Annotated in this window: 9 protein-coding genes and 1 pseudogene; 1 reads left to right on the top strand and 9 read right to left on the bottom strand. The window is 62.8% G+C overall.

The window, feature by feature from the left end; all coding sequences use genetic code 11:
- Window positions 1–21: 21 nt before the first annotated feature.
- The 3 genes and pseudogenes from OG225_RS05145 to OG225_RS05135 form a co-directional block, all read right to left on the bottom strand.
- Window positions 22–1086, bottom strand: coding sequence for an IS630 family transposase (locus OG225_RS05145; RefSeq protein ID WP_405180616.1), 1065 nt, complete (start codon window positions 1084–1086; stop codon window positions 22–24).
- Between the two features lie 49 nt (window positions 1087–1135).
- Window positions 1136–1393: pseudogene (locus OG225_RS05140) on the bottom strand (DUF1156 domain-containing protein); the annotation flags it as partial.
- 132 nt (window positions 1394–1525) lie between these two features.
- Window positions 1526–4936 carry a helicase-related protein gene (locus tag OG225_RS05135; protein ID WP_405180615.1) on the bottom strand — a complete coding sequence of 1137 codons (3411 nt, stop codon included), beginning with the start codon at window positions 4934–4936 and terminating at the stop codon, window positions 1526–1528.
- A 130-nt stretch (window positions 4937–5066) separates the two neighbouring features.
- Between OG225_RS05135 and OG225_RS05130 the strand changes: the two genes are divergently transcribed.
- Window positions 5067–7703 carry a DEAD/DEAH box helicase gene (locus OG225_RS05130; RefSeq protein WP_405180614.1) on the top strand — a complete coding sequence of 879 codons (2637 nt, stop codon included), beginning with the start codon at window positions 5067–5069 and terminating at the stop codon, window positions 7701–7703.
- Between the two features lie 675 nt (window positions 7704–8378).
- On the opposite strand, the gene OG225_RS05125 is transcribed toward OG225_RS05130, so the two are convergent.
- The 6 genes from OG225_RS05125 to OG225_RS05100 all read right to left on the bottom strand — a co-directional run bounded on the left by OG225_RS05125 (window position 8379) and on the right by OG225_RS05100 (window position 12009).
- A complete protein-coding gene (locus OG225_RS05125) occupies window positions 8379–8912 on the bottom strand; it encodes a hypothetical protein (RefSeq protein ID WP_405180613.1) in 534 nt (177 codons plus the stop codon).
- A 4-nt stretch (window positions 8913–8916) separates the two neighbouring features.
- Window positions 8917–10134 carry a DUF6973 domain-containing protein gene (locus OG225_RS05120; protein WP_405180612.1) on the bottom strand — a complete coding sequence of 406 codons (1218 nt, stop codon included), beginning with the start codon at window positions 10132–10134 and terminating at the stop codon, window positions 8917–8919.
- Window positions 10131–10397 (bottom strand): hypothetical protein, encoded by a 267-nt coding sequence (locus OG225_RS05115; protein WP_405180611.1) that lies wholly within the window; start codon window positions 10395–10397, stop codon window positions 10131–10133. The genes OG225_RS05120 and OG225_RS05115 overlap by 4 nt, the downstream gene beginning before the upstream one ends.
- 39 nt (window positions 10398–10436) lie before the next feature.
- Window positions 10437–10748: a hypothetical protein gene (locus OG225_RS05110; protein ID WP_405180610.1), complete on the bottom strand. Its 312-nt coding sequence runs from the start codon at window positions 10746–10748 to the stop codon at window positions 10437–10439.
- Window positions 10749–11064: 316 nt separating this feature from the next.
- Complete coding sequence (locus OG225_RS05105) at window positions 11065–11307, bottom strand: ribbon-helix-helix protein, CopG family (protein ID WP_405180609.1); 243 nt, start codon at window positions 11305–11307, stop codon at window positions 11065–11067.
- 96 nt (window positions 11308–11403) lie between these two features.
- A complete protein-coding gene (locus OG225_RS05100; protein WP_405180608.1) occupies window positions 11404–12009 on the bottom strand; it encodes an arginine repressor in 606 nt (201 codons plus the stop codon).
- Window positions 12010–12153 lie beyond the last annotated feature (144 nt).

The raw sequence follows: 12153 nt of genomic DNA, 5'->3' as shown, positions 1-12153 counted from the left end.
CGCGCAGGTTCTCCCAGACGACTAGTGGGCCGTATTTGAAGTTCTTCGGCGGTCAGCCTTCGCCAGGATCTGCTCGGCGGTCTTGGTCCAGACGAAGGGCTTCGCTCGCGGGTTCCAGCCGTTGATGAACTCGCGGATCTTGGTAGTCAGCTCGCGGACGTTGCGGAAGGTCCCGCGGTGGATGGCTTGGCGTTCGATGATGCCGAACCAGACTTCGACCAGGTTCATCCACGACGCCGAGGTCGGGGTGAAATGCACTCGGATACGCGGGTTCTCGGCGAGCCAGGCCCGGACCTCAGCCTTCTTGTGGGCGGCGTAGTTGTCCATCACCAGGTGCAGCTCACCGGCCGGATAGGCGCGGGCCACGTGACGCAGGAAAGCAAGAAACTCCTGGTGGCGGTGCCTGGGTTTACACACCCCGGTGACCTTGCCTGTAGCGATCTCCAGCGCCGCGAACAGGGTCGTGGTGCCGTTGCGGACGTAGTCGTGGGTTTGCCGTTGCGGGATCCCGATCTGCATCGGCAACGTCGGCGCAGTCCGGTCCAGGGCTTGGATCTGGGATTTCTCGTCGACGCAGAGCACGATCGCGTTCTCTGGCGGGTTCATGTAGAGCCCGACGATGTCGGTGACCTTGCCGGCGAGTTCTGGATCGGTGGAGAACTTGAACGTCTCGGCTCGCCACGGTTGGACCCCGTACTCGCTCCACACCTTCGACACGGTCCCGTGCGCGATACCCAGATGGTCGGCCAGAAGACGCGAACTCCAGTGCGTGACACCGTATTTGCGCGGAGGTGGGGTCAACGTGGTGGTGATCAGTTTGTCCCGGTCCAGAGTCCGTGGCCGTCCTGACCGGTGCTCGTCGTGCAACCCGTCGATCCCATGGGTCTGGTAGCGGGACCGCCAGTTGATCACGGTCTGGCGCGAGATATCGAACCGGCGAGCGATCTCGGCATGGGCCACACCATCGGCGGCCAGAGTGATGATCCGGGCTCGTAGGACGAGTCCGGACTTCATCGTCGTCGACCGGATCCAGGCTTGCAGGATCTCTCGGTCACCATCACGCAACACCAGCGGGGCAGCTCGCACCAGCCGATTCAACCAGATCGAGTACTGCCCAACAACTTCGAAATCGACCCACTAGGCGCTCGATCAACCGGTGGAGGCGATCACGCTCCTCGCGTTGGAGTTCCTCCGTTGGGAACTCGTTGGGCCGGGCGCTCGGATCGTCCACGAGCTGCGCAAACAGCACCGCCCGCGCTGCGGCCAGGGGCCGACGGGCCCACCAGAGGTGCATAGTCGAGGGGTGCCCGTGCCGGATCGACTTCTCCCGAGCGGACTCTCGGTTGATCGCCTCTAGCGGCAGAGCCACCTCAATCAGCTTGCGCTTGTGCACTAGTTCCTCGCCCCTTCGTGCCCGAGTTGCCGGGCGAACTTCGCCAAAGACTCGGCGTGTGATGTGTGCATGAATTTACCGATGGCTCATCCGCATTCGGTGGGCCTCAGTGGTTCGTAGAACCCGAGAGCATTAGAACGGGCGCTTTCCCTTGGCCCACTGCTTCACCCAGTCTCCCCGGATGCCGGTGGCCTCGAAGTCGCCGAGATCTGTTTGCGCGAAAGGATCGTCGAGGTAGCGCACCTCGTCGAACCGAGCGCCGCGCGGATCGACCTTGACCAGCGCGAGTCGGTAGCGGGGGACGGCGTTCTTGCCGGTCATGACTTCGTTGTGGGTGACGAAGAAGTCCTTGGCACCTTCGATGCGGGCCTTGACCTCGATCCGGTAGGTATCGCCGTTGGCGTCGGTCGAGAGGATATCGAAGCCTTTGTTGTTGAATGCCTGCTCGACGGGCTTACGGCCAAGCTCGCGCTCACGAGTCATGACGAGATCGACTCCGCGACGCTCGACCTTCTTGGTCTCCTTGGCGTGAATCGGAGCAGCCGCCGGGATCTCGCCTTCGACCATCTCGATCGGAAGCACCAGCGCCGCGGTCACGATACGCGGCGGCTTGGTCGACATCAGCTGCTGCTGGTCAAGCAGCGCGAGGCGCTTGCGGAGCCGGGAGTCCAGTTCGACGGCCTTGCGGTTGAGGCTGTCGGAAGACTCCTTCGGCTTGTCGCCCTTGCGCTCCTTCTCCGAGGCCACTGCGGCGTCCAGCAGTAGTCGCTCGCTCTCGGCGCTCAGCCGCTTCGTGACAAGGTCGCGTGCCTTGGTGAGTTCCTCGAGTCGACGCGGTTGCACCTCGGCGAGGTATTCCGGGAGCTGGTTGGCAATGATCCAACTCATCGCCTTGTCCTCTGCGTCCCCGAGCCAACTCATACGACGCGCGGCGTCGGTCGCTGGACCAGCCGGTGCGGCAACGCAATCCAGGTAAGGCGCCGGGCCGGCCGGGCTGACGGTGCCGAAGCTGTCGACGTAGGCGTAGCCGAAGCGTCGGGAGACGGACTCGCCGGTCGCGTCGGAGACCTCTTCGATGACACCGACGAGAAGCCGCGGCTCCTCCAGGGTGGAGGAGACGAGGACCGTGCCCTGGTTGAGGGCGCCGCCGAAGGTGCGGATGGCCTCGCCCATGACCGCGTCGTGCAAGGGGTGTCCCGGCGCGAGGAGGTCGGCGCGGGTGTGATCGCCGGGCTGGACGTAGCTGAGGTCGAAGGTGACCCTGTCGTATTTGGTGGCGATGGGTCCGGTGCCGGCGGAGCGGATGTGTTGCGGCACATTGGCGATCTCGTAGCGGCCCTGTTCCCGCTTGACGATGCGTCCACCGAGTTTGGCGAAGGCCGCCTTGAAGGCGAGCTCGATGTAGTGCGGCTGCAGCCTGCGTGCACGTGCTTCGTCCATCGCGGCCCGGAGGGCGTGGAGGTCGGCCTCTGCGAGGTGCTCGGAGGCGAGGGCACGTTCGTCGAGCAGCTCCTTGAGTCCGTCGCCGACGGAAGCGTCGATGACCTCGTGCATCTTCGCCTTCACATCAGCGCGCTCGCCGTACTGGATGGCTTCCAGCAGCAGATTGCGCAGCGGGATGTCGGAAAAGGCTTCGCCGAGAACATCGAAGACCTTGCCGCCGTAGGTCTCTCGCATCTGGTCGAGCTTCTCCAGGAGACGAGTGAAGACCTCGCCCTCGCGGGTGTTCGCGGCGACCAGGTTCCAGAGGCGACAGACCTCCTCCTGGCCGATGCGGTGGACGCGGCCGAAGCGCTGCTCGATGCGGTTGGGGTTCCACGGGAGGTCGTAGTTGACCATCAGATGCGCTGCCTGGAGGTTCAGGCCTTCACCGGCGGCGTCGGTGGCCAAGAGGATCTGGCAGTCGCGGTTCTTGGTGAACTCCTCGGTGATCTGGCGTCGCTCGGCTCGACGTACACCGCCGTGGATAGCCCGCACTGCGTCGGGACGACCGATCAGCGAGCCGATCTTGCCCTGCAGATAGTCGAGCGTGTCGCGGTGCTCGGTGAAGATGATGAACTTGCGCGGCCAACCGTTGGCGTCGGTGACCAGCGCGTTGTCCTGGAGGATGTTGGACAGTTCGGTCCACTTGCGGTCGGTCCCGGCTTCGCGGACGCGACGCGCGGTGTTGATCAATTCGGCGAGCTCGATCAGCTCGGCGTTGAGTTCCTCGACCGTCTGAGCCGCAGTGGCAGCGTCGAGAAGTTCCTCCTCGGCTGCTTCGATCTCTTCGGCGTTGAACTCACCGTCGTCGATCTCGCTCAGATTGATATCCGGCTCGGTGTCGCGATAGGTGCCGTTCTGGATTTCCTGCTTCTTGCGCTCCAGTCGTTCGGAGCGTCGCACGAGGCTCTTGTAGATCGCCTCCGGGCTGGAGGCCAGGCGGCGCTGGAGGACGGTCAGGGCGAAACCGACAGTGTTCTTGCGCTTGCCGCCGACCCGGTCTGCACGGTTCATCCCCTCCCGCACGTAGTGGGTGACGTCTTCGTAGAGGTCGTACTCGAGCGCGGTGAGTTCGTAGGGAACGGTCTCGGCAATGCGCTCGGGGAACAGCTTCTTGCCCTCGAAGGTCAGGAGGTCTTCCTTGACCATGCGGCGCATGATGCCGCTGACGTCCGCGCTCTTCTTCTGTTTGCCCGCGAAGCGGTCGCGGTCGAGCAGGGTGAGGAACAGCTGGAAGTCCTCCTCCTTGCCCGAGTGTGGGGTCGCGGTCATCAGCAGCAGGTGGCGAGTGATCTTGCCGAGCATCTCGCCGAGAAGGAACCGCTTGGTCTTACGCAGCTCGCCGCCGAAGTAGTGCGCGCCCATCCGGTGCGCTTCGTCGACGACGATCAGGTCCCACTCGGTTTCCCGGAGTTGGGCCTGGAGCTGCTCGTTGCGCGATAGCTGGTCCATCCGCGCGATGAGCAGCGGGTTGGTCTCGAAGACGTTGAAGTTGGCCTGGGCGTCGATCAGCTGGTTGGTGAGCAAGTCGAACCGGAGGCCGAACTTGAAGAAAAGCTCGTCCTGCCACTGCTCCACGAGTCCGCCAGGCGCGATGATCAGACACTGCTTCACGTCATCGCGCAGCAGCAGTTCCTTGATGTACAGGCCGGCCATGATCGTCTTGCCGGCACCGGGGTCGTCGGCCAGCAGGAACCGCAGCGGCGTGCGCGGCAACAACTCGCCGTACACGGCGCGGATCTGATGAGGCAGCGGCTGAACATCGCTGGTCGCTACCGCGAGCATTGGGTCGAACAGCCCTGCGAGGGAGATCCGCTGCGCCTCGGCGACGAGCTTGAAGTCGCCTGTGGCGGCATCGAAGGCACGGCTGCCGCTCTGGGCAACCGCGAGCTTGTCCTGATCCTTTCGAAAGACGACCTGCTGGCCGAGCCCGCCAGCGGCGTTCTTGTAGGTCAGCTCGAGCGCATGGGTGCCGTGCCACTGCGCGGCGATCACCGTGATGACCTCAGCGGGGATGAGCCCGTCGATACGCAGACCGGGCTTCAGCTCTTCAAGCTGCACGAACGAACCTCCTGGTTTGACAGCCCTCGAACGCTACCGGAGACCGCCGACAAGTTCCGCGGATCCCGCGTAGGTATGTGTCGGGCCTGGTTAATAATCTTGGCAGCGTCGGGTCGAGTTGGTAGGGGTCATGGAGCGAGAAGAACGTCAACGCGTGAAAGGTGTCACTGAGGACGTCAACGGGTGGTCGAAGCGCGCGGTGAAGCTAGCCGAGGTACGCCAGCACATCACCAACGATCAAGCGAAAGCCACCGACATCTTTACCGCTGCGCTGCGGCCCTGCGCCAGCGGGCACGAGATCCTGTGGAGGACACTGAGTCTGAACCCCGGCGATGGAGACCTGGTGACCGCGATAGCTCGCGGCAATCTCATGCCAGCCTACTCCCCGGACTTGACGTTCGCGATCGATGAACTGACCGGTGATCGAGTCGCCCAAGCGCTGCACGATGCAAAGTCGGTGGTCGGTGCTCGACGAATATTCTCGGGCAGAGACAAGAAGGACGCGGGCGCCAAGGCAGGCGAATGGTTGGCTGGGTTTCACAGCCGTCTCAGCAGCTCAGGCCTCATCAGCGAACTGGAACGCCTCGAGTCTTGGGACGAGAAGTCGGTATCCCCGCTGGGGACGTCGTCCATCCTGACCGAGAGCGTCGGGCTGGTGCCTGCTTTGGGACGCGGCGCCGAGCTTCTCGAACGACATGAGATCGCTTCGGCAGCCAAGTCAATCACCGCGATCGACCGAGCCCTCGAACGCGAAGGCGAATTCCGCTCGGTGGTCACCTCCGCAGGCAATGCTGTACGCCAGGCCGAGGCTCGAAAGCTGGTCACGGAGATGCCCGTTGAACGACTCAAGGACGCCACCAACGGCCGGCTCAATATCAAGGCTCTTACCGATGCAGGCATCACGAACGTGCAGCAGGTACTTGACCAAAGCGGACGGATCTTCGCCCTCCCGCGCGTTGGAGAGACCATCGGAAACCGCATGGCCGGCGCCGCACAAACGATCTGGCAAACAACAGTCGATGAGATGCCGGTCCGGATCGACATCAAGAATCGCACCAGCACAACAACTCGATTGCTCAAGGCCATGCGTGCCTGGGACGCGGCCCGCTCGATCAAGAGTGCGACTTCAGATCTGGAAGCTGCCGATTCCCTGCGGCCTGTCGTCTCATCCTTGGGTGCAACGGTCTCGCACATCGTTGTCGTACCCGAAAGGCGCTCTCTAACAGACCTACGTACTGCAATCGCGGCGGTCAATCAACGGGCGTCGCTGCTTACCGGAGGCGGCTCGTCAGCCGACGGCGACCCGTGGGACGACTTCATCGCGCGCCCCGCCGACTACTACGCGATGCTCTCCGAGTTGGGCTTCCTGCCTGACGACGACGAAAAGAGTCAAGGCGACCTTGCCGTTGAGATCGTGGAAGCAATCCGGGATCTCAAGTTGGAAACGTCCCACCTCAAGGCCTCGCTCCGCGGATACCAGTCATTCGGTGCGCGTTTTGCGATCGTGCAGCGCAAAGTGATCATCGGTGACGAGATGGGCCTCGGAAAGACCGTCGAGTCGCTCGCCGTACTGACCCATCTCCGCGCCAAGGGCGCCCATCACTTCCTCGTCGTGTGCCCTGCTGCGGTCGTGACCAACTGGGTCCGCGAGGTCGGCGCGAAGTCCGATCTGCGGGCACACCGGTTGCACGGCCCCGGCCGTGCCGCCTCCCTGACGTCGTGGATCCGCACCGGCGGTGTCGCCGTGACGACCTACGACATCCTCGGCTGGTTGGAGGGGCAGATCCCGGACAACGCCAAGCCGGCCTGTCTCGTGTTCGACGAGGCGCACTACATCAAGAACCCAGGCGCGCAGCGTACGCGTCGATCGCTCGCCCTCATACGAGACTGCGAGCGAGCAGTCCTGCTCACCGGAACACCCCTCGAGAACAGGATCGACGAGTTCCGCAACCTAGTCGGCTACCTACGCCCCGATCTCACCGTGAGCGCCACCGAGATCGCCCCGCGTCAATTCCGCAAGCAGGTCGCACCGGCGTATCTCCGTCGAAATCAGGAAGACGTCCTCACCGAGCTTCCGGAGCTCGTCGAGGTCGACGAGTGGATTCCGTTGTCGGCGGCCGACGATCAGCACTACCGAGCCGCGGTCGCTGAGGGGAATTTCATGGCCATGCGCCAAGCAGCGCTCCGCGCGGGCACTGGTTCCCAAAAGATGCAGCGGCTCATCGACATTGTCGAGGAGGCCGAGGACAACGAGCGCCGGGTCCTCGTGTTCTCCCACTTCCGAGACGTGCTCGATGACATCGCCGCAGCATTGCCGGGCAGAGTCTTCGGCCCATTGACCGGCTCGGTCCCGGCCGCCACGCGCCAGCAGATGGTCGACAAATTCTCGCGAGCAGGACACGGCGCTGTCTTGGTCGCGCAGATCGTTGCCGGAGGCGTCGGCCTGAACATCCAGGCGGCCTCCGTCGTCGTGATCTGCGAGCCGCAACTCAAGCCAACAACCGAATGGCAGGCGATCGCCCGCGCCCGACGCATGGGCCAGCTGGAATCTGTGCAAGTCCACCGGCTCCTCTCCGAGGTAGGCGTCGATCTGCGAATAACCGACATCCTCGCGCGGAAGAGCCAACTGTTCGCCGAGTTCGCACGCGTCTCCGAGACCGCGGACAGCGCTCCCGAAGCCTTCGACATCTCCGACGGAGAGGTCGCGCGAGAGATCGTCGCGGCTGAGCGCGAGAGGCTGATGAGCAGTACCGCTCTCGGCGATTGAGTTGCCGACTACGCGATTGCACTGCCCGCTTCCGGCAGTCACCGAGCACGGACGCGCTGTCAAGGCAATGGCACCTCAGCACCAAGAGGCGATCTGGGCATTGCATCAAACGTCAGCCGCCGACGCGCAGTGCTGCTGGAGTTCTACCCCAGGCGCTGCAGGTCTTTGCCAACCTTCGACACCTCGCCGCGACAGCGGTCCTGGCCGTTGCCCCGACTACTGCCGCCGCGGCGAAACTCACCCGTGCCCGGATCGTGTCGCTGCTCAAACGGTGCGGACGCGGCAATCACCCAGCTCTGGTCGAGCAGATCCTCACCGATCTGAAGACACCAGCACTTCGCCAGCCGCCGCGGGTCGAGCAAGCTCTAGGCCGGACCGTCAGCGACCTGCTGAAGACTCTGCTCACCACGAGCAGGCGGTCGATCAGCTCGAATCCGCGATGGCAACCGATCTCGATACCCATTGCAGGGCAAAGCTTTAGGGGTCGTGATGCCCCCGTATAGCGCTCGACTCCATCCGATCCTGCCCGGCGGTCGGCCGACATATGGATCGAACGATCCAGCACTGGCGGCTGAACGATTCGACACCATCACGAGACCGACCGCAGCCCTTCAGCGCCCGTGAACATCGATGCCTGCACAACCAAAAGCCGGCGACCCGCCATGCGGTATGAACTTACTCGGGCCTGAGGGCCGTACTCCCGGCTCTTACCAGCGGTGTGTCCGCGAAAATCTGATCGCGACCTTGAAAATCGAACGGACGCTGCCCCGGATCGAACCAGGGAGTACTTTGAATCGGCTGGTTACCGTTGAGGAACAGATAGTACCCATGCCTCGGGCCGTCGTATTCCGAACCTGTTCTCCTCGGCAGGCTCTTCCAGCAGACGCCGGCGGTACCGGCGCGGCGATCGAGTTCGGCGGCGGTGATGTCCTGTGGAACATCGACGACGCGATCCCAATCATCGCGCCAGCCGACCGACCTCGTCAGCTCCCGAAATGTCGTGGAAGTCCCTGCTGCGGCGGCGTCTATCGCACGGTCACTGAACTTGAACATGGACCCGAGCGGCCCTTCGGTATCGCCGAGGTGGAACTCTGACACGCAGGTGGCAGCATCGCTCTGTTTGTCAGGTGCCGCGATGGAAACACATCCAGTGTTCGCAAGCACGGTAGCGCTGATCACTGCAACAAGTACCGGAATTCTTCGGCTCACCGAATCACTTCTTTCCAGGCAATGGTATTCCGACGCCCGGCGCGAGCCCGGTATTACCTTCCGCGATATTACTGAACGCCAGCTTCGGCGCATGTTCTGTGCCATTGGCATCTTTGGTCTCCAACACCAGCAGAGTGCCGTTTTCTATCTCCGTCTTGATGATCTGCTGCAATTCGGCCGGGCTCGCACCGGGGTTCGCGAGTGCGATTTGACGACCACGCTCGTTGTTGTACAGATCCATTGCTTCACGTTGCGGCACATTGCCACCGCTCTTCTCGTGCGCGGTGGCGAATTCCGTTGTCCACTCTTCGCCGAATCGCTGGGTCATCAATGCATTCCAGTACGCATGCCTGAAGGCATCGCCTTGACCGTCCGCGGTCGAGGCGGGGAAGGTGGACTTCGCGGTGTCGGTCGCGTCGGACGCGAACCCGAAATGGTCCCCGACGCCCCCGATTCCATAGCGGAGGAGCAGAGTCTTCATGGCAGACATCTCCTCGGATGTCATCATCGACGGATTGACGTCCGGATACTTCAGCCGAAGAACTTCCAGCTCCCATCCGGTCGGCCAGAGCTCCGAACTCTTCGACGCGGCATCGGTCTGATAGTTCTCGAGGATAGAGTCCAAGATCGGATTACTTGTTCCAACCGACTTAGCTACCCCCAACTTCACCGAATCCGGAAGCAATTCGAGAAATCTGACAAGCTGCTCGGCGCCTTCTTGATCGTCACGTTGAATAGAATCCAACGCGTCCTTTATCGTCGAAGTGAGTCGAGCGGTCTCGATCTCTTTCACCATGACGGCCGCCGCCCCGAAGGGCGCGTACTCGCTCGAAGTTTCGGCGTTCGACTTATGTGATCGAACCGCACCGTCGTCCCGGACGAAGAGATCCCACCGCGATTCCGCGGCGTCGGCGACGCCCGCCTTGATTGTGGCGATGTTCGTAGCGATGCTCGCTGCCAGCGACGCGGTCTTCGTTGCCATCTGGGCCAATAGATCCGCCGTCGCGGTGATTTCATTGCGATCGGATTGTCCGCGCACCCGAGCCGCGTCACCGGCGGAACCTTTGAAGTAGTCGATCGACCGTGAGACTTTACCTTCGGCAGAGTTGGCTTCTGCTTCCAGGATCTCCGCGCAGGCCGTCATCTGGATGGCAGCTTGGGCCATATGCGCCATATTCCACTCGACGACGATCGGAACGGTCAGTAGATCGACCCCGCTCATCGCGGCTCCAACTGGTTCATCTGCGCGCCGAGCGCCCGGTCCAATTCCTCTTGTACCGCAGCAACATAGTCGGTGTCTGTACAGAAGTTACGCACATTCGTTGTATGGTATTTTACGACCGTGTCGAGCGCTTGGAGTGATTCCTGTAGCTTGGTCGCTAAATTGGAACCCTCCATTGCACGCCGAGCGTTCACGTGCTGCTCGCGAGCGATGGGCATAACAGCATCGATGACATCGGCGTTATGCCGTACATCATTCGCCATTGCACGCATTCTAGCCGGATCGATCTCGAACGACATCTGTCACCCGCGCCGAAGATGCGATGGGGTATAACCGAATTCACCGCCGACGCTCTGAGGTATTTCCTCCCGCGCCGAACTCCAGCCCACTCCAGGCTTGACCGGCGCAGGAAGCGACTCGAAGAGGTCGACAACTTTCGACTCGACATCGTTCATCGCAGCCCGATGCCGGTCGGTGATGAGATTCGCCAATCCATCCGGTCCATTGTCCATCGCGTAGTCTGCGAGGTACAGATAGGTGATCCGCCCGCTGGGGTCGGTCTCGATGATGACGCTGCCGTCCACGGCCCGGGACGACCCGCGCAACTCGGCCAACTGTGTGTTGATGCGATCGATCTCATCCTGCGAGGCTCCGACGCCCATCCCAAGGTCCCCCATGTATCGGATCCGGTTATTCTTTCAGCCGACATCGTAGACCAGCAGTGAGAGTGCTGCTTTCGACCGGTTCCGATGTCGATCGAATTCGGCGCCGTGCGCGGCGGACTCGCGAGTCTACGTGCACAGCCGACCTGGCTGCGCCACAGAACAACCGAACCGGAGACTGCTGTTGATCTAGCGGCACGCCGGATTCAGCCGGGCCGACACTACATGTCGGTCGGCAGGATTCGAGCCGAGGTATCCGCGACAACGATCATCGACGGGCTGCCCGCTGCTTGATATGGGCATAGATTTCGTCGTCCATCTCGGATGCGTCGCGCGACCGCCCGCTACGAAACACCGGCAACGAAGTATCGCGTTTCGAGTGACTCGATGAGTCGAGGAGCAACGCGATCCCCCGACGAACCAGCTCGGCCTTGCTCACGCCGCTCGCAGCAGCTTCGGCTTCCAGTCGAGCCTCCAAGTCCTCCGGGAGATAGACCGTAGTCTTGTTCACGGGGTATATGGTAAGACCCACCACAGTTTCGATGGCGTCGTCTGCTGTAGTTGACCTCCGACAATGCCCCGCTGTCCATCAATCTCTCGTGATCGCTCAGGCCAATTCCTCGATCTTTGCCGCCAACTCCGCCCCCGTGAGCGGTTCGCGCGCGATGACAGCGATCGTGTCATCCCCCGCGATCGTGCCGACGATGAACGGCAACGCCGCACGATCCAGCGCACTCGCGAGATAATGAGCAGCACCCGGCGGCGTGCGCAGGACCGCGATATTCCCACTGGAATCCGTGGACACCATCAGATCCCCGAGCAGTTTGGACAGCCGATCGGTGCCACCGGTGACCCCTCGAACGGGGCTACCGTCCTCGGGAACCAGATACACCCCAGCACCCCCGTCGGCCGCACGCAATTTGACCGCGCCGAGTTCGTCCAGGTCACGCGACAACGTCGCCTGGGTGGTCTCGATCCCTTCGGCGGCGAGCAGCGCGGCAAGCTCGGTCTGACTGCGGACCGCGTGGGCCGATAGCAGTTCGACGATGCGGGATTGGCGGCCAGCGCGGGTGCGGGCGATCGCAGCGCCCTTTACAGCGGCACCCCTCGGTATCCCCGGGCTCCTCGATACGACGGCATCCCGTACCGCCGACGCGGCTTCAGCGGCTTCTTTCGCTGTGCTGCTTCCGCCGTTGTCCGGTCGCCCGGTCATGATTCGACTATCTCCCTGCGTCGGAGGACGAGGGCATTCCGTCTCGCGGCGAAAGGTTCCTTGTTCATCGAGAACTCCCTTCACGCCCGGTGGCGCGGGCGGCGCGCTCCGTCCGCCAGCCGCATCCCTCGGTCCGAAGGCGGT

Source organism: Nocardia sp. NBC_01377 (assembly GCF_045040005.1).
Taxonomy (GTDB): domain Bacteria; phylum Actinomycetota; class Actinomycetes; order Mycobacteriales; family Mycobacteriaceae; genus Nocardia; species Nocardia noduli.
The sequence above is the reverse complement of the archived record's forward strand: the minus strand, read 5'-3'. Positions and strand labels throughout refer to the sequence as shown.